This window comes from Noviherbaspirillum sp. (assembly GCF_036563305.1).
Lineage (GTDB): Bacteria > Pseudomonadota > Gammaproteobacteria > Burkholderiales > Burkholderiaceae_D > Noviherbaspirillum.
The window spans coordinates 129,154-146,675 of record NZ_DATCMQ010000008.1 but is presented as its reverse complement, the minus strand read 5'-3'; the positions used below and the strand labels follow the sequence as shown (position 1 = coordinate 146,675).

Annotated in this window: 15 protein-coding genes and 1 other RNA gene; 6 read left to right on the top strand and 10 right to left on the bottom strand. The window is 65.4% G+C overall.

The window, feature by feature from the left end; genetic code table 11:
- The first annotated feature begins 52 nt into the window (after positions 1-52).
- The 3 genes from pgi (at position 53) to tal (ending at position 3,613) form a co-directional block, all read left to right on the top strand.
- Positions 53-1,699, top strand: a complete 1,647-nt coding sequence (pgi, locus tag VIM12_RS06395) for a glucose-6-phosphate isomerase (protein WP_331940781.1) — start codon at positions 53-55, stop codon at positions 1,697-1,699.
- Between the two features lie 9 nt (positions 1,700-1,708).
- A complete protein-coding gene (locus VIM12_RS06390; RefSeq protein ID WP_331940780.1) occupies positions 1,709-2,578 on the top strand; it encodes an SIS domain-containing protein in 870 nt (289 codons plus the stop codon).
- A gap of 99 nt (positions 2,579-2,677) precedes the next feature.
- The gene (gene tal / locus VIM12_RS06385; protein ID WP_331940779.1) at positions 2,678-3,613 is read left to right on the top strand and encodes a transaldolase; all 936 of its coding nucleotides are present in this window, start codon (positions 2,678-2,680) and stop codon (positions 3,611-3,613) included.
- A gap of 103 nt (positions 3,614-3,716) precedes the next feature.
- Here tal and VIM12_RS06380 read toward each other — a convergent pair whose 3' ends face one another.
- Positions 3,717-4,340, bottom strand: a complete 624-nt coding sequence (locus VIM12_RS06380) for an FMN-binding negative transcriptional regulator (RefSeq protein WP_331940778.1) — start codon at positions 4,338-4,340, stop codon at positions 3,717-3,719.
- A gap of 14 nt (positions 4,341-4,354) precedes the next feature.
- Positions 4,355-4,822, bottom strand: a complete 468-nt coding sequence (locus VIM12_RS06375; protein ID WP_331940777.1) for an OsmC family protein — start codon at positions 4,820-4,822, stop codon at positions 4,355-4,357.
- Positions 4,823-4,891: 69 nt separating this feature from the next.
- Between VIM12_RS06375 and VIM12_RS06370 the strand changes: the two genes are divergently transcribed.
- On the top strand, positions 4,892-6,409 hold the full coding sequence (locus tag VIM12_RS06370; protein ID WP_331940776.1) for a PLP-dependent aminotransferase family protein: 1,518 nt from the start codon (positions 4,892-4,894) through the stop codon (positions 6,407-6,409).
- A 1-nt stretch (position 6,410) separates the two neighbouring features.
- On the opposite strand, the gene VIM12_RS06365 is transcribed toward VIM12_RS06370, so the two are convergent.
- The 5 genes from VIM12_RS06365 to dnaX form a co-directional block, all read right to left on the bottom strand.
- Positions 6,411-7,001 carry a HupE/UreJ family protein gene (locus VIM12_RS06365; protein WP_331940775.1) on the bottom strand — a complete coding sequence of 197 codons (591 nt, stop codon included), beginning with the start codon at positions 6,999-7,001 and terminating at the stop codon, positions 6,411-6,413.
- Between the two features lie 293 nt (positions 7,002-7,294).
- Positions 7,295-8,539: a CaiB/BaiF CoA-transferase family protein gene (locus tag VIM12_RS06360; RefSeq protein ID WP_331940774.1), complete on the bottom strand. Its 1,245-nt coding sequence runs from the start codon at positions 8,537-8,539 to the stop codon at positions 7,295-7,297.
- Between the two features lie 2 nt (positions 8,540-8,541).
- Positions 8,542-9,138, bottom strand: coding sequence for a recombination mediator RecR (gene recR / locus VIM12_RS06355; RefSeq protein WP_331940773.1), 597 nt, complete (start codon positions 9,136-9,138; stop codon positions 8,542-8,544).
- Between the two features lie 26 nt (positions 9,139-9,164).
- Entirely contained in the window at positions 9,165-9,491 is a 327-nt protein-coding gene (locus VIM12_RS06350) for a YbaB/EbfC family nucleoid-associated protein (RefSeq protein WP_331940772.1), read from the bottom strand.
- Between the two features lie 31 nt (positions 9,492-9,522).
- The gene (gene dnaX, locus VIM12_RS06345) at positions 9,523-11,448 is read right to left on the bottom strand and encodes a DNA polymerase III subunit gamma/tau (protein ID WP_331940771.1); all 1,926 of its coding nucleotides are present in this window, start codon (positions 11,446-11,448) and stop codon (positions 9,523-9,525) included.
- Positions 11,449-11,549: 101 nt separating this feature from the next.
- On the opposite strand from dnaX, the gene VIM12_RS06340 reads away from it, so the two are divergent.
- Positions 11,550-13,187 carry an isovaleryl-CoA dehydrogenase gene (locus tag VIM12_RS06340; protein ID WP_331940770.1) on the top strand — a complete coding sequence of 546 codons (1,638 nt, stop codon included), beginning with the start codon at positions 11,550-11,552 and terminating at the stop codon, positions 13,185-13,187.
- Positions 13,188-13,231: 44 nt separating this feature from the next.
- On the opposite strand, the gene ffs is transcribed toward VIM12_RS06340, so the two are convergent.
- Together ffs and ubiD are read right to left on the bottom strand one after the other, a co-directional pair.
- Positions 13,232-13,330: signal recognition particle sRNA small type (gene ffs, locus VIM12_RS06335), an RNA gene on the bottom strand.
- A gap of 63 nt (positions 13,331-13,393) precedes the next feature.
- Positions 13,394-14,878: a 4-hydroxy-3-polyprenylbenzoate decarboxylase gene (gene ubiD / locus VIM12_RS06330; protein WP_331940769.1), complete on the bottom strand. Its 1,485-nt coding sequence runs from the start codon at positions 14,876-14,878 to the stop codon at positions 13,394-13,396.
- A 465-nt stretch (positions 14,879-15,343) separates the two neighbouring features.
- On the opposite strand from ubiD, the gene VIM12_RS06325 reads away from it, so the two are divergent.
- Positions 15,344-16,273 carry a lytic transglycosylase domain-containing protein gene (locus tag VIM12_RS06325; RefSeq protein WP_331940768.1) on the top strand — a complete coding sequence of 310 codons (930 nt, stop codon included), beginning with the start codon at positions 15,344-15,346 and terminating at the stop codon, positions 16,271-16,273.
- Between the two features lie 63 nt (positions 16,274-16,336).
- On the opposite strand, the gene VIM12_RS06320 is transcribed toward VIM12_RS06325, so the two are convergent.
- Positions 16,337-17,503, bottom strand: a complete 1,167-nt coding sequence (locus VIM12_RS06320; protein WP_331940767.1) for a pyridoxal phosphate-dependent aminotransferase — start codon at positions 17,501-17,503, stop codon at positions 16,337-16,339.
- Positions 17,504-17,522: the final 19 nt, after the last annotated feature.

Sequence of the window (17,522 nt, the reverse complement as noted above, 5' to 3'; positions counted from 1 at the left end):
TTTTACCTAGAGATATTGTATAGTTGCCATGTCTACCGGTTCCTCGATGCCCATGCTCCAGCCCACTGCAGACCTGCCCGCCTTCCGCGCCCTGGCCGACCATTACGCTCAGGCGAAGGAATGGCGGATGCGCGACCTCTTTGCACGCGACCCGCGACGCTTCGATACCTTTTCGATCGAAGCCGCCGGTTTGCTCCTCGACTACTCCAAGAACCGGATCGACGGCACCACGATGGGCCTCCTTGCCCAGTTGTTGCGCGAGGCCGGCGTCGAGCAGCGGCGCGACGCAATGTTCGCCGGCGAGCGCATCAACAACACCGAGCAGAGGGCCGTGCTGCATACCGCCCTGCGGGCGCCGCGCGGCGGCGGGCCGGTGGTGGATGGACAGGATGTCGGCGCAGAGGTTCATGCCGTACTGGAAAGGGTTTGCGATTTTGCCGCCCGGGTACGCTCTGGCAATTGGGTCGGGCGCACCGGCATGCCGGTCACGGATGTTGTCAACATCGGCATCGGCGGTTCCGACCTCGGCCCGGAAATGGTCTGCAAGGCCCTCCGCACCCACGCCGCCCCGCACCTGAACATGCACTTCGTCGCCAACGTCGACGGCCATGACCTCGACGCCGCGCTGACGCGGCTCGACCCCGACCGCACGCTGTTCGTCATCGCCTCGAAGACTTTCACGACGCGCGAGACGATGATGAATGCGCAGTCGGCCCGCGCCTGGTTTCTGCGGCACGGCACCGAGGCCGACCTGCCCAGGCATTTCGTCGCGGTCTCGACCAATGCGGACGCCGTGCGCGCCTTCGGCATCGACCTCCAGAACATGTTCCCCTTCTGGGACTGGGTCGGCGGCCGCTATTCGGTCTGGTCGGCGATCGGCTTGCCGGTTGCCCTGGCCGTGGGGCCGGAAGGCTTCCGGGACTTCCTCGCAGGCGCGCATGCGATGGACACGCACTTCCGGACCGCGCCCCTGGAACGCAACATGCCGGCGATCCTGGCCGCCCTGGGCATCTGGTACCGCAATTTTTTCGGCTGCGCATCGGTGTCGATCGCGCCCTATCACCAGGACCTCGGCCAGTTCGCCGCCTATCTGCAGCAACTCGAGATGGAGAGCAACGGCAAGCGGGTGCGGGCAGACGGCAGTCCCGTCGGCATTGCCACCTGCCCGGTGGTGTGGGGCGATGTCGGCACCAACGGCCAGCACGCCTATTTCCAGCTGCTGCACCAGGGCACGGACATGGTGCCGGTCGATTTCATCGCAGCGCTCCGGCCGCTGCACGACCTGCCCGGCCATCACGAAGCGCTGCTGGCGAATTGCTTCGCGCAGGCCGAGGCGTTCATGCTCGGCAAGGACGCCGGGGAAGTGCGCGAGGAAATGCGCGCCCAGATGCTCCCGGAGGACAGGATCGACGCGCTGCTGCCGCACCGCACCTTTCCCGGCAACCGGCCGAGCAACATGATCCTGATGAACGTGCTGGGCCCGTCGTCGCTCGGCGCGTTGATCGCGCTGTACGAGCACAAGGTCTTCGTGCAGGGCGTGGTGTGGGGCATCAACAGCTTCGATCAGTGGGGCGTTGAGCTCGGCAAGGTGCTGGCGAAGACACTGGAAGCCGAGCTTACCGGAACGCCCAGCCCGGAGGCACACGACGCCTCCACCAACGCCCTGATAGCGCGTGCCAAGGCCGCGCTGAAACGATAGTGGAACAGCATGCTGCTTGACTCGATCCGCACCCAGCTCGATGCGCTCTCCAAGTCGGAGAAGAAGGTCGGGCTGGCCGTGCTCAAGAATCCCGACCTCGCCGTCGCCGGCAACATCACCGCGCTGGCCAAGAACGCGCAGGTGTCGGAACCGACGGTGGTGCGCTTCTGCCGGGCGCTGGGCTACGACGGCTGGCACGAGTTCAAGCTGAAACTGGCGCAGACGCTGGCGCTGGCGCTGCCGCAGAGCGATGAATCGCTGCTGCAGGACGACCTCGCGGCGGACCTGGTCAACAAGATCTGCAGCCGCTCGATCAATGCACTGCTGGACCTGCGCAACAACCTGCAGCCGGCCGCCATCGAGCGCGCGCTCGACGTGCTCGCGCGCTCCAACAAGATCGAGATCTGGGGCCAGGGCACGTCGGGCATCGTTGCAGCCGACGCCCAGCACAAGTTCTTTCGCTCGGGCGTCCCGACCGTCGCCTATGCCGATCCCCATATCCACGCCGTCTCGGCCGCCCTGCTGAAGAAAGGCGACACGGTGGTGGCGATCTCGCAGCGCGGCAACAGCACCGCGCTGCTGCACAGCGTGCAGCTGGCGCGCAAGCTGGGTGCGGACGTGGTGGCGCTGACGCCCAGCGGCACCCCGCTGTCCGAGCTTGCGACCGCGCTGGTGCCGATCGACCTCAGCTTCAACATCGACCCCTATACGCCGATCTCCGCCCGGCTTGCCCACCTCGTGGTGATCGACATCCTGGCCGTCGGGCTGGCCCTCAAGGGCGGTCCCGAATTCCGCAAGAAAATGCAGAATGCACAAAAGGCGCTGCAGAAACTGGACATGCAGTTCGATTCCTTCCTGCGCCATCCGCCGAAAGTGTAGCCATCCCGGCAACCGCCCTGATCCGGATCGAAGCCCGCCTCCCGCTTGGAGGTATCATGCGGGATTGCCTTATCCATCCGCGCCTTTTCGCGTCAAACCATGAACCAGCTCGAACAACTGAAGCAGCACACCACCATCGTCGCCGACACCGGCGATTTCCAGGCCATGAAGGCGTTCTCCCCCCAGGACGCCACCACCAACCCCTCGCTGATCCTGAAGGCGGTGCAGAAGGAGGAGTACCGCCCGCTGCTGGAGCGGGCGGTGCGCGACCACGGCGGCAAGTCGACCGAGGAGATCGTCGACAACCTGCTGGTCGCCTTCGGTCTTGAAATCCTCAAGCTGATCCCCGGCCGGGTCTCCACCGAGACCGACGCCCGCCTGTCGTTCGATACCGAGGGCACGATTGCCAAGGGACGGGCGCTGATCGCGCTCTACGAGGCCGCCGGCATTTCCCGTGAACGGGTGCTGATCAAGATTGCATCGACCTGGGAAGGCATCCGCGCCGCGGAAGTGCTGGAGCGGGAAGGCATCCGCTGCAACCTGACGCTGCTGTTCTCGCTGCCGCAGGCCATCGCCTGCGCCGAGGCAGGGGTGCAGCTGATCTCGCCCTTCGTCGGCCGCATCTACGACTGGTACAAGAAATCCAGCGGCCAGGAATACACCGGGGCGGACGACCCCGGCGTGCAATCGGTGAAGCGGATCTATACCTACTTCCGCAAGTTCGGCTACCGCACCGAGGTCATGGGCGCGAGCTTCCGCAATACCTCGCAGATCACTGAGCTGGCCGGTTGCGACCTGCTGACCATCAGCCCCGATCTGTTGCAGAAGCTGGCGGAAAGCGACGCGCCGGTCGCGCGCAAGCTGAGCGTCGAACAGGCGCAGGCGGCGGACCTGCAGAAGGTCGCGCTGGATGAAAAGACCTTCCGCTTCCAGCTGAACGAGGACGCCATGGCCACCGAGAAGCTGGCAGAAGGCATCCGCCAGTTCTGCGTCGACGCGATCAAGCTCGACAAGCTGATCGAGGCATTGCACTAGGAACCTCCCGGGCGCGTTGTTTGCCCGGGTGTCATGGTCCTCCTTCCGGTCCTTCCGGTCTGATTCCTGCAGGACGGCCGCTGGCTGTCGTCCAGAGCGCCGCTCAGCGGCCCCGGGCTACGGCATCGGCCATCGCGACCTGGACGTCGCCGCCCGTCTCGCGCAGGCCGTGCTCGACGCTGGCCCGGTTCGCCTCCGGCTGGTTCTGGCTCACCTTCCATTTGCCAACCATCCGGCTGACCTCGAGCTCGATGCCGACTATCTGCGTGAGCAGCTTGTCGATGTAGTCGGCCGGCGCATCGGCCAGCTTCCACTGCATCGTCCGCGACGCCTCGAAGCGGTCGGTCAGCCGCTCCAGCAATGCGCGCACGCGGTCCGGGTCGTCGACCGCCCGCAAGCGGCCGTACACGTGCACCACGATGTAGTTATAGGTCGGTACCACCTTGCCATGCTCCTGCTTGGTCGCATACATCGATGGGCTGATGTAGGCGGCAGGTCCCTGGAACACCACAAGTGCATCCAGCGCAGCGTCATGGGCATGCCAGACCGGATTGGCGCGCGCGACATGGGCGTGCAGGATGCCGGTCGCGGAATCCAGCTCGAACGGCAGGTGGTTTGCCTCCAGCCCGCTGCTGGTGGACGTGACGAGGGTACCGAGCGGATGGTCCCGTATCAATGCATGCAGGACCTCACTGCGGGCTTCCTCGAACTGGCGCGGCAGGTACATGGCGATCCCCGTCTTCAGCGAACCGGTGCTTCGACCGTGATTTCGCTTTTCAATGAATTGGCAATGAAGCATTCCTCGTGCGAGCGGTGGTGCAGGGCATCGAGTTCGGCGGGGCTCGGCTGGCGCTCGCCGGCAAAAACGATCTCGGGCCGCAGAACGATGCGCTGCATCGCCATCTTGCCGGCTGCATTCTTTTCCATATAGCCTACGGCGCGGTCCAGGTAGCTCTCCACCACGAATCCCCCGCGCCCGGCGAACGACAGGAAAAACAGCATGTGGCAGCTGGAGGTCGCCGCCACCAGCGCTTCCTCCGGGTCGACATTGGCGGCGACCGACATTGGCAGTGGCACGATGGACGGCGACGACGATGCCGCCACCCGCGCGCCGCCGTCGAACTCCCAGGCATGGGCACGACTGTAGCGATTGTCGGTGAATGTCTGGCCGTCGCGGTTCCAGCGGACGGTGGCTTCGTAGGCATGCATGTGCATCTCCTGCTGGTGGAAAATGGGTGCAGCTTAGCGCCGGCTTTGGCTGTCCAAAAGTACCAATAAATGGTATTTTCGAAATACCAATTCCGCCACGCCGCCATGCATCTCGCCCAGTCGCTCGCCATCCTGCATCTCGATCCCGGCAGCCCCACCCCGCTGTTCCGCCAGCTGTACGACGGCATCAAGCAGGCGATCCTGTCCGGCCGCGCGGGTCCCGGCATGCAGCTGCCGCCCACGCGGGAACTGGCCCGCGCCCTCGGGATCTCCCGCCAGACCGTACTGAACGCCTATGACCAGCTGATGGCCGAGGGCTATCTCGCCGGCACGGTCGGCCGCGGCACCTTCGTCAGCGCCAGCCTGCCGCGGCGCGCGCCGGCGGCGGAACCGCCCGCGAGCCCGGCCCGCCTGCTGCGCCCGCTGTCGGCGCGCGGCGCCGGCTTCACCGGACCCGAGGCCTATCTGAACATCCACGAAGGCAAGGCGCGTGCGTTCCGCATCGGCATGCCCGGCCTGGACATGTTTCCGTTCGAAGTCTGGTCGCGCCTGGAAGCGCGCCGCTGGCGGCGTGCCGCTGCCGACCTTGGCTACGGCGAGGCAGCCGGCTACCCGCCGCTGCGGGAGGCCCTCGCGGTCTATCTGCGCGCGGCGCGCGGCGTGCAATGCCAGCCCGAGCAGGTCATCATCACCTCCGGTTCACAGCAGGCGCTCTATCTGGTCGCCTCCATGCTGCTGGCGCCCGGCGACCAGGCCTGGGTCGAGGAGCCGGGCTACCGCGGCATCAACGCCTCGCTGCGTGCCACCGGCGCCCAGCCGTGCCCGGTCCCCGTGGACGCGGAAGGCCTGTGCGTCCATGCGGGCGCGGCGCGGTGGCCGAACGCCAGGCTTGCCTATGTGACGCCGACCCACCAGTTGCCGCTCGGCGTCACGATGACGCTGCAGCGGCGGCTGGCGCTGCTGGCCTGGGCCGAGCAGAACAGGATGTGGGTGGTGGAGGACGACTACGACAGCGAGTACCGGTACACCGGCCCGCCGCTCGCCTCGCTGCAAAGCCTCGACCGGGCAGGATCGGTGCTGTATGTCGGTTCGATGTCGAAGGTGCTGTTTCCGGGTCTGCGGATCGGCTACCTGGTGGTGCCGGAGGGGCTGGCCGAAGCCTTCGCCCAGGGCAAGGCCATCCTCGACCGCCACACCGCCCTGGTGCCCCAGGCGGTGCTCACCGATTTCATTACGGAAGGCCATTTCGGGCGGCATATCAAGCGCAGCCGGGATGCCTATGGCGAGCGCCGCGAAACCCTGCTCGCGGCGCTCGCGCGCCATCTGCCGGACGCGCTTGCGATCGGCGCCGCCGATACCGGCCTGCATTTGCCGGTCACCTTCCGCAGCCGCCGCGACGACGAGGCGCTGGTGGCGGCGGCCGCAAGACGCGGGCTCGAACTGCGCGCGCTGTCGCACTTCTATCAGGATCTGCCAGCGGACGGGCAAGCCCGCCTGTCGGGCCTGTTGCTTGGTTTTGCCGCCATTCCCCCGGATCAGCTGAGGCGCGGCGTACTGGCGCTGCGCGACCTGCTGCGCAACGGATAGCTCAGGCGCCGGCCAGCATCCACGCGCCGCTGAGCGCCACGCCGACGCCGGCGGCGCGTACGGCGGCCAGGCGCCAGGCCTGCAAAGAACGGCTGGCGAAGGCGCCGCCCAGGTGCAGCAGCAGCGTCGAGAGCAGGAAGCCGGCGCCATAGCCGGCGACCGAAGCGCCGGCGGGGAATTCGGCCCCATGCGCGAAACCGTGCAACAGCGCGAATGCCGCGACCAGGACAGCGCCTGCGGCGGCCGGCATGCGGACCGAAAACGCGACCAGGAGACCGAGTACCAGCACTGACGCGGCAATGCCGGCTTCCACATGCGGCAGCACGAAGCCTGCAAGCGCAAGCACCGCGCCGGACGCCATCACCGCCGGGAATACCGCCAGCAGGTGCCAGGCCGGCCGCCGTTGCTGCGCCGCCCACGCGCCGACCGCCACCATGGCGAGCAAGTGGTCCCAGCCCGCCAGCGGATGCAGGAAGCCGGCCGGGAAACCAGCCACATGATGGGCGCCGGGATGGGCGAACGCGGGCATTGCCAGCAAGCAGGCGGCAAGGCCAATGATGGAACGGGCGCGGATGGACGACGTGAGGGGCATGTTTTCTCCAGTGTGCTTTTGAACGTTCCCGGTCCTGGTGCAAGGCGCACCGTTCTGGCGCCCCGCCCGGCAATGGCGGGTGCAGAAGGCCATGACAGCGTTGGGACGGCACCATGGCGGTGCAGGCCGGGTTTCCGCTTCAGCATTAGCAAGAGGCAAGCCTGCGCGCAACGGCGCGGGCAGGACGTAAGATCAGCCGAACGGCAGTCCGTTGAACGTGAAGTAGCCGGCGAGGAACAGGGCCAGCGCAATTGCAAACTGCTTCCAGAACGTCTTCTTGTCCATGTCGTCTCCTAGATCACTTTTTCTTGTCTGAATGCTGCAATCGCCGCCTCGTCGTATCCAAGGTCGCGCAGCACCTCGTCATTATGCTCGCCCAGCGCGGGCCCCAGCCATTCGGTCCGGCCCGGCGTTGCGGACAGCTTCGGCGTAATCGCCGGCATCTTCACCGGCGTGCCGTCCCCAAACGCATGCTGTTCGAACATGCGGCGCGCGAGAAATTGCGGGTCGCTCATCATGTCGCGCACCGAATAGATCTTCCCGACCGGGACATCCGCCGCCTTCAGCGCATCGAGCGCGGCATCGATGTCCCGTTCCGCGCACCATGCCTGTATCGCTTCGTCGATCTCAACCGCGCGCGGCACCCGGCCGTCGTTACGCACGAGCCCGGGGTCGTTTGCCAGGTCGTCGCGCCCGATGGCGATCATCAACCGCCTGAAGATCGCGTCACCATTGCCGGCAATGACGATGTTCTCGCCATCCGCGGTCGTGTAAGTATTGGAGGGAACAATGCCGGGCAGCGCACCGCCGGTCCTGTTGCGGACGACGCCGGCATAGTCGTATTCGGGCACCAGCGACTCCATCATGTTGAACACCGCCTCGTACAGCGCGACATCCACCATCTGGCCTTCGCCGGCAATGCCGTCCGGGCCAGCCTTGCCGTTCCAGCGTCCGCCGGTGACATCGCGGTGGCGCAGCGCCATCATTGCGCCGATCGCGCCATGCAGCGCGGCCACCGAGTCGCCTATCGAGATGCCGATGCGCACAGGAGGGCGGTCGGCATGGCCGGACACATGACGCATGCCGCCCATCGATTCGCCGATCGCGCCGAACCCCGGCAGGTCCTTCATCGGGCCGGTCTGTCCATACCCGGACAGGCGTACCATGATCGTCGCCGGGTTCTGCCTGCGCAGATCCTCGTATCCCAGCCCCCACTTCTCGAGCACCCCGGGACGGTAGTTCTCGATGACGATATCCGCGTCAAGCGCCAGGCGGCGCGCAATCTCCTGCGCGCGGGAATCCTTCATGTTGAGCGTCACGCTTTTCTTGTTGCGCGACTGCACCGACCACCAGAGCGAGGTGCCATCCTTCAGCACCCGCCACTGGCGGATCGGATCACCGCCGTCCGGCGCCTCGATCTTGATCACTTCCGCACCGAATTCGGCAAGCATGCGCGAACAGAACGGACCCGCGATCAGGGTGCCGAGCTCAAGTACCTTGATGCCGGCCAGCGGGCCCTGACGCTTGCGCTCTTCCATGCTCAGGTCGCGCGCCGGTCCAGCATGGCGCGCGCGATGGTGCCGGCGTCGACATACTCCAGCTCGCCGCCGACGGGCACGCCGCGCGCGAGACGGCTGACCTTCAGGCCACGCGCCTTCAGGGTCTCGCTGATGTAGTGGGCGGTGGCCTCGCCTTCGTTGGTGAAGTTGGTGGCAAGCACCACCTCCTGCACGATGCCGTCAGTCGCGCGGCGGACCAGCTTTTCCAGGTGAATGTCCCGTGGGCCGATGCCGTCCAGCGGCGACAGGTGCCCCATCAGGACAAAGTACAGGCCCTTGTAGGTGAGCGTCTGCTCGATCATCAGCTGGTCGGCGGGCGTCTCCACCACACACAGCAGGCTGGCGTCGCGTTCGGCATCGAGGCAGACCTCGCACACCTCGTGCTCGGTGAAGGTATTGCAGCTGGCGCAATGGCGGACACGCTCCACCGCCTGTGTCAGGGCACGGCCGAGCATGGCCGCGCCGTCACGGTCATGCTGCATCAGGTGGTAGGCCATCCGCTGCGCGGACTTGGGCCCCACGCCCGGCAGCTTGCGCAATGCTTCGGTCAGGAATTCGAGGCTGGACGGGGATTTCAATGCGGTCTTCGCTCAGCGGGCTGCGCTCAGAACGGCATCTTGAAGCCGGGCGGCAGCGGCATGCCGGCAGTGATGCTTGCCATCTTTTCCTGGGATGTGCTCTCGGCCTTGCGCACGGCGTCGTTGAATGCCGCGGCGACCAGGTCTTCCAGCATGTCCTTGTCATCGCCCAGCAGTGTCGGGTCGATGCTCACGCGCTTGACGTCGTGCTTGCAGGTCATCACCACCTTGACCATGCCCGCGCCGGACTGGCCTTCGACCTCGATCGTCGCCAGCTGGTCCTGCATCTTCTTCATGTTGTCCTGCATCTGTTGGGCTTGCTTCATCAAGCCTGCGAGTTGGCCCTTCATCATGGTCATGCTCCTGATCGTTGGTGTGGTTCGGTCATGCCGGCTTGATCGAGCCCGGCACGATGGTGGCGCCGAATTCGCGCATCATGGTCTGCACGAAAGGGTCGCCCTGCATCTGTTGTTCGGCCTGGCGCTGCCGCGCCTCCCGTTCGGCCACGGCCTGCGCGTTCGCCGTCTGCTGCACCGCGCCGATCTCGGTGTCGACGCGTACCGGCTTGCCGAAGTGCTCCGTCAGCGCCGCACCGAGCTTGTCGACGGCGCCTGCGGTGCGCAAGGTTTCAAGGGGAATGCGCAGCTTGATCTGGACACCGCCGCCATTGTCCTCGCATTGCAGGAGTTCGCTCTGCTGCGCCAGTTGCTGCACTACGCCGCGCAGCGGCAATGCCGCGGCGAGCGCCGGCCAGTCGCCGTCCCAGCTGAGGGACGGGACCGCGGTCCGTGCGGGCGGCCGGATCGCGGGCGCCGCGGGCGGTGGCGTCTCGAGCACAGCGGTATCGCCGGCGTCGGCTAGCACGGCCGGCCCGGCCCGGCCTTCAGTTTTTTTTTGAGCTGCGGATTCGACCGGATCGACCGTCGCCCGTTCGCGCGCCGACGGCACCTCGTCGTCCCACGGCGGCGGGGCCGGCGGCATCGCCGGTTGGCTGCTTGCCGCCGTCGCGCCCTTGCCGCCGCGTGCGGCCTCGAGCGCGGCCCGGGCCGGACTCATGCCACCGGCGCCGCGCGGCGAGGAGACCGGTGCTGCCGCACCGGTCGGCGCACGTGCGCCGGCGGCAGGGACCGAGGCGCGCGCGACGGCCGGCGCAGCGCCGGCCGCTGCGGGCCGAGAGACCGGAGTCGCTGCAACGGGTGCCGCCTGGCGCGGTTCGGCGCCGCCCACGCCAGGCCGGAAGGCCAGCATGCGCAGCAGGGTCATGGAGAATCCCGCGTATTCGTCCGGCGCGAGACTGAGTTCGTTGCGGCCGTGCACCGCGATCTGGTAGAACAGTTGCACCTCTTCGGGGTCGAACTGCCCCGCCAGCCGCATGATGTCCTCCCGTTCCGGCAGGTCGCCCGGCAGGGCCGCCGGCACGGTCTGCGCCAGGGCGACCCGGTGCAGCAACGTGCCGAGGTCCTGCAACGCAGCGTTGTAGGACAAGCTGCGTGTGGCCATCTCGTCCGCCACGCCGAGTAGCGCCGCGCCGTCCCTGGCCGCCAGCGCGTCGAGCACGCGCACCAGGTAGGACTGGTCCAGCGCGCCGAGCATCCCCTGCACCGCTTCCAGTGTCACCGTGCCGGCGGCATACGCGATTGCCTGGTCGGTCAGCGAAAGCGCGTCGCGCATCGAGCCGTGCGCTCCCTGCGCCAGCAGCCGCAGCGCCGGCGTATCGAAGGCAATCTGCTCCTGCCCGAGGATGTTTTCCAGGTGGCTTACGATGTGCCCCGGGGGCATTTGCTTCAGGTTGAACTGCAGGCAGCGCGACAGCACGGTCACCGGGATTTTCTGAGGATCGGTGGTCGCGAGGATGAACTTCACATGCTCCGGCGGTTCCTCCAGCGTCTTCAGCATGGAATTGAACGCATGGTTGGTGAGCATGTGCACTTCATCGATCATGTAGACCTTGAAGCGGGCATTGGACGGCGCGTAGATCGCCTGTTCCAGCAGCTGCGCCATCTCGTCGACGCCGCGGTTGGAGGCGGCGTCCATTTCTATATAGTCAACGAAGCGACCGGCATCGATCGCAACGCAAGCCTCACAGCTGCCGCAGGGCTTGGCGGTGATGCCTGTTTCGCAATTCAGGGCCTTGGCAAGGATGCGCGAAAGCGTCGTCTTGCCGACCCCGCGCGTGCCCGTGAACAGGTAGGCGTGGTGCAGCCGCTGCTGGTCCAGCGCGTGGGCGAGCGCACGCACGACGTGCTCCTGCCCTACGAGCGTTTCGAAGCTCTTTGGGCGATACTTGCGTGCGAGGACTTGATAAGACATGGTGTCGCCGGGTATTGGTCGTCCCGGCATTTTACCTGACCTGCTGCAAGTTATAGACTGCCTGCAGCGCTTTCACTCACCGACCAGGAAGGATGTCCGCGATGCAATGGCCGACGCACGAAGTAAGCAACCAGGTACCCGAACTCGGCAACTACAACCTGTATGAAACCGATGTCGTTCTGTCCGGGGTCGTGGACGCCGCAGCGGCATGGCATGCATCCGCGCTGTCGCGCTTCGGCGCCGAACTCGGCGACCCGGACATCCTGCGTCTCGGGGAGCTGGCGAACCGTCACCTCCCCGAACTCAACACCCACGACCGTTACGGCAACCGCATCGACCAGGTCGATTTCCATCCAAGCTGGCATCGCCTGCTGGCCATCCTTCGCAAGGAAGGCCTGCATGCGCTGCCCTGGATGGACGAGCGTCCGGGCGCGCACGTGGCGCGCGCGGCCGGCTATTTCCTCCAGTCGCAGGTCGAGTCGGGCTCGCTCTGCCCGACGACCATGACCTTCGCATCGATCCCGGTGCTGCAGAACGAGCCGGCGCTGTTCGCCACGCTGCGCGACAAGCTGCTCTCGCGCGACCATGACCCGCGCGACCTGCCGCTGGCCGAGAAGCGCTCGATCCTGATCGGCATGGGCATGACCGAGAAGCAGGGCGGCTCCGACGTGCGCACCAATGCCACGCGCGCCCGCCCGCTGCGCGGCGAGGGGCGCGGCGCGACGTATGCGCTGACCGGCCACAAATGGTTCTTCTCGGCGCCCATGTGCGACGCCCACCTGGTGCTCGCGCGCACCGAGAACGGCCTGTCCTGCTTCTTCGTTCCGCGCTGGCGGCCGGACGGCAGCAAGAACGCCGTGCTGGTCCAGCGACTGAAAGACAAGATGGGCAACCGCTCGAATTCGAGCAGTGAAGTGGAATTCCAAGATGCCTGGGGTGTGATGGTCGGCGAGGACGGCCGCGGCGTACCGACGATTATCGAAATGGCCAACTACACCCGCCTTGATTGCGTGATCGGCAGCGCCGGCCTGATGCGGCAGGCGTTCGTACAGGCGGCCCACCATGCGCGGCACCGCGTCGCATTCGGCCGCCGGCTCGCCGAGCAGCCGCTGATGCGCAACGTGCTTGCCGACCTGGCGCTGGAAAGCGAAGCCGCGACCTTGCTGATGCTGCGCCTGGCGCAAGCCTTCGAAGCGCCGGGGGATCCGCTGCAGCGGGCATGGCGCCGCATCCTCACCCCCGCCGCGAAATTCTGGATCTGCAAGCGGGCGCTGGAATTCACCGGGGAATGCATGGAAGTCTGGGGCGGCAACGGTTACGTCGAAACCGGCCCGATGGCGCGCTTCTACCGTGAAGCGCCGGTCAATTCGATCTGGGAAGGCTCGGGCAACGTTATGTGCCTGGATGTGCTGCGCGCGATGGAACGCGAGGGCGAGGGCGTGCTGCTGCTGTTGCAGGACCTCGCTGCCGCGCCTGGGCATCCCGGCCTGCGAGAGATGCTGGACGGATTGCAGCGCGATCTTGCCGCGCCGGCCGAACAGCGGGAAGCGTCCGCGCGCCGCTTCGTCCAGAAGTTGGTGCTCGCCGCGCAGTCGGCCCTGATGCTCAAGCATGCACCGGAACAGATCGCCGATGCATTCATCCGCAGCCGCGGCGACGCCGCCTGCGGCCGCGTCTACGGCACGCTCGCCGCATCAGACCTGCAGCAGGAGATCCTGCGTCGTGCATGGCCGGAGTAGCAGGACGAACAGGGGAAAACGGGGAAATGCAGGAGGAAAGTGAAAGGGGCGAGCCTTGTCTGCGGCACTTGCGGGAAATGGCTGTGGCTGCTTCGTTCCCGACCTGACCAGGTTGGCCATGCCACAATGCGCAGGGGCCCGCCGACCGTCATTCTATCAGCAATGGACGTCGGCGGTGTGGCGCGTTGGCGGGCACGCGCAAAGTATCAGATCCCGAGGCTGTCCCAGAGACTGTCTATCCGCGCCTTGACCTCGCCGGACATGGCGATCGCAGTACCCCACTCCCGGCTGGTTTCCCCGGGCCACTTGTTGGTCGCATCGATGCCCATCTTGCTGCCCAGTCCGCTCACCGGGGATGCGAAATCGAGATAGTCGATCGGCGTGTTGTCGACCAGAGTCGTGTCACGGCTCGGGTCGACCCGCGTCGCGATGGCCCAGATCACTTCCTTCCAGTCGCGAATGTCGACGTCCTCGTCCACCACGACAATGAACTTGGTGTACATGAACTGCCGCAGGAAGCTCCATACGCCAAACATCACACGCTTGGCGTGCCCCGGGTAAGCCTTTTTCATCTGGACCACCGCCATCCGGTAGCTGCAGCCCTCGGGCGGCAGGTAGAAGTCGGTGATCTCGGTGAACTGCTTCTGCAGCAACGGGATGAACACTTCATTCAGCGCCACCCCGAGCACCGCCGGTTCGTCGGGCGGCTTGCCGGTGTAGGTCGAATGGTAGATCGGGTCGCGACGCATGGTGATGCGGTCGATGGTAAATACCGGGAACCAGTCCTGCTCGTTGTAGTAGCCGGTGTGGTCGCCATAGGGACCTTCCAGCGCATGCGCATAGCCGCTTGGATGCGACTCATCCGGATAGATATGCCCTTCCAGCACGATCTCCGCGCCTGCCGGCACCCGCAACTCACTGCCGATGGCCTTCACCAGCTCGGTACGACTGCCGCGCAGCAGGCCGGCAAACTGATACTCGGAAAGACTGTCCGGCACCGGCGTCACTGCCCCCAGTATCGTGGCCGGGTCCGCGCCGAGCGCGACTGCCACCGGATAAGGCTTGCCGCGATTGACGATCCCGTGCTCGCGAAAGTCCAGTGCTCCGCCGCGGTGCGCCAGCCATCGCATGATCACCTTGTTTGGGCCGAGCAACTGCTGGCGATAGATGCCGAGGTTCTGCCGCTTCTTGTGGGGACCCTTGGTGATGACGAGGCCCCAGGTAATCAGCGGCGCGACGTCGCCCGGCCAGCAATGCTGGATCGGCAGCTTCGCCAGGTCGACGTCTGCGCCCTCCCATACCACCTCCTGACACGGCGCGGAGCGACGCTCGCGCGGTGCCATGTCCCAGAGGGACTTGAGCATCGATCCAAGGCCAAGCACGTCGCGCAGGCCCTTCGGCGGCTCGGGTTCCTTGAGCATCGCAAGGACATGGCCGATCTTGCGCAGTTCGCCGATGTCGTCCGCACCCATGCCGAGCGCGACCCGGCGCGGGGTGCCGAAGAGGTTGCCGAGCACGGGCATGCTGTGCCCGCTCGGCTTGTCGAATAGCAGGGCCGGCCCGCCTGCACGTAGCGTCCGGTCGCAAATTTCGGTCATTTCGAGGTGCGGGGATACGGGGACGGACACGTGTTTCAGTTCGCCCAGGCGCTCAAGTTGGGCAAGGAAGTCCCGCAGATCCAGATATCTCATGATTTTTCACAAAGTTTGTTCTTCGCCTCTGCTTTTAGAATGCAAGGCCAAGTCGTTGATTCTATTGATTAACTATTGCACTGCAGCGAAGTTTTAAGATTTAAAAGTAATAGAGATTAGCTTCTTTAGTATTGACTCGATATAAACAGGCCCCTAAAATTCGGCCAACTTGAAGAGGACGAAGCCGGCGAAAACGGCTCAGGAGCAGATCCTCTTCATTCACAGGGATCGGGGTCCCGCATGACATTTTAAGGAGTGTTTTCAAAAGGCTTCCGCCTTACTCCCCGAAACATGGTCTGCCACCCTTCCGGCGCCTGAACGGCCGCAGCCGGAAGGCAGACAAATCCGACGTCCGCAGCAAGCGCCTCGCGTGAGTGCGGACGATGTTCTGATTCACGGCATGCACAAACGCCTACCAGCTGCAGGTGTGGGCATTTCGCTTGCCGCGGGTATTCAGGAGGTTCAATGTTCAATCGCTTGATCCGGGTGACGCACGCCTGTTCCCGACAGGCCGCCGGTCGTCCCGCCGCATGGGCGGTGTTCGTCCGCGACACGGTAAGCGGCTTTGTGACGACCGCTCGTCACACGCTCATGGTGCTCGGCATCACCGCCCTCGCGGCGCTGACGCTGATGTTCGTACAACCGCAGTTCGCCGACCGCCTGAAGGCGCTCTCTCCCTTCGCAAAGGCCCAGGTAGCGTCGCAGGACGTCGAACCCGCGCGTCCAGCCGCAGGTATCGAAGGCTCCCCGCTGGCGATCGCGGCATCGGCCGCCGTTCCCACCGAGGCCGACATCAGGCTCGCGGGCAATGCGAAGCAACAGGAATGGGTGACCAACTGGCTTGCAAAACGCTATCGTGTCGCCGCCGACGCAACCAACATGCTCGTGTCCGCCGCCTACCTGACGGCAAGCGAAATCAAGCTGGATCCGCTGCTGATCCTGTCGGTGATGGCCATCGAATCCGGCTTCAATCCTTTCGCGGAAAGTCCGGTTGGCGCCCAGGGCCTGATGCAGGTGATGTCCAAGGTACATCGTGACAAGTTCGAGGATCTCGGTGGCGTGAAAGCGGCATTGAATCCGCTCGCGAACATCCGCGTCGGCTCCCTCATCCTGAAGGACTACGTGACGCGCGGCGGCTCGGTCGAAGCCGGGCTGAAGCTGTATGTCGGCGCAGGTGCGATGGAAACGGACTCGGGCTACGGCGCAAAAGTCCTTGCCGAGTACAACCGGCTCAAGGATGTGTCGATGGGGAAGAAGGTGCCGGTGTACGCGACGAGCGTGAACGCGGCGCCGGCAAAACAGCGCAAGCCGGAGCCGAAGCCGGTGCAGGCCGAAGACCACACGAACCATCCCACGCCGGCCCTGACAAGTGCCGACCAGGTCGCCGCACTCTGAATCGCTGCGACATTATAAAAAAAGGAGCCATGAGCTCCTTTTTTTTATGCCTGCAACTCGAGGTCACCGCTTGCGAAAGAACGTGTGCAGGCGTTCCACCGCCTCCTCGAGGTTCTCGAGCGAGGTCGCGTACGACAAGCGGATGAAATTGCGGGCGGTGTAAGGTCCAAAGTCGAGCCCCGGCACCAGCACCACACCGGCCTTATCAAGCATTTCCCGGGTGAGACGATCGGCATCGTCGGCGAGCGGGGAACAGTCCGCATACACATAGAAAGCACCGTCGGGCGTCACCGGCACCTCGAAGCCGAGTTCGCGCAATGCCGGCACGATGAAATCGCGACGGCGCCGGAACTCCGCCTTGCGTTCCTCGTACAGCGCGATGGATGCGGGCGCGAAGCAGGCGATGCCGGCGTACTGCGCAATGCTCGACGCACAGATGAACAGGTTCTGCGCAAGCTTCTCCACCTGCGGCACGAGGTTTTCCGGCAGCACCAGCCATCCCAGGCGCCAACCGGTCATGTTGAAGTACTTCGAGAAGCTGTTGATGACAATGACGTCCTCGCCGAGAGAAAGCGCGGAGAACGGCGCGTCGTCGTAGGTCAGCCCCTGGTAGATTTCGTCGACAATCGTGAAACCCTGCTTTTCCCGGACCGCCGCGACGATTCTGGCAAGCTCGCCGTGTTCGATCGACGTGCCGGTCGGATTGGACGGCGATGCAAGCAGCACGCCACGCGTCTTCGTACCCCAGTTCGTGCGTACCATATCCTCCGACAACTGGAAACGCTGCGCCGGACCACTGGGCACCAGTTTCGCCCGGCCCTCGAATGCGGCGACGAAATGGCGATTGCAGGGATAAGACGGATCGGGCATCAGGATCTCGGTGCCCGGCTCGACCAGTGCGGCACAGGCGAGAAGCAGCGCCGCCGAGGCACCCGCCGTGATGACGATGCGTGATGCGGGCACGGAAAGACCGTAGACACGGGCATAGTGCGCCGAGATCGCCTCGCGGAGTGCGGGAATCCCGGTCGCGGCCGTGTACTGGAGCCGGCCGTCGCCCATCGCACGGGCTGCGGCTTCCACCACCAGCGGCGCCGCGGTGAAATCGGGCTCGCCGATACCCATGTGGATGATGGAACGGCCTTGTCGTTCCAGTTCGGCCGCCATCTTCGCCAGCTCCATCACATGGAACGGCGCGATATTGGCAAGGCGGGAGGCCAGGACAGGATTCATTGCAGGGGATCGGACAGGG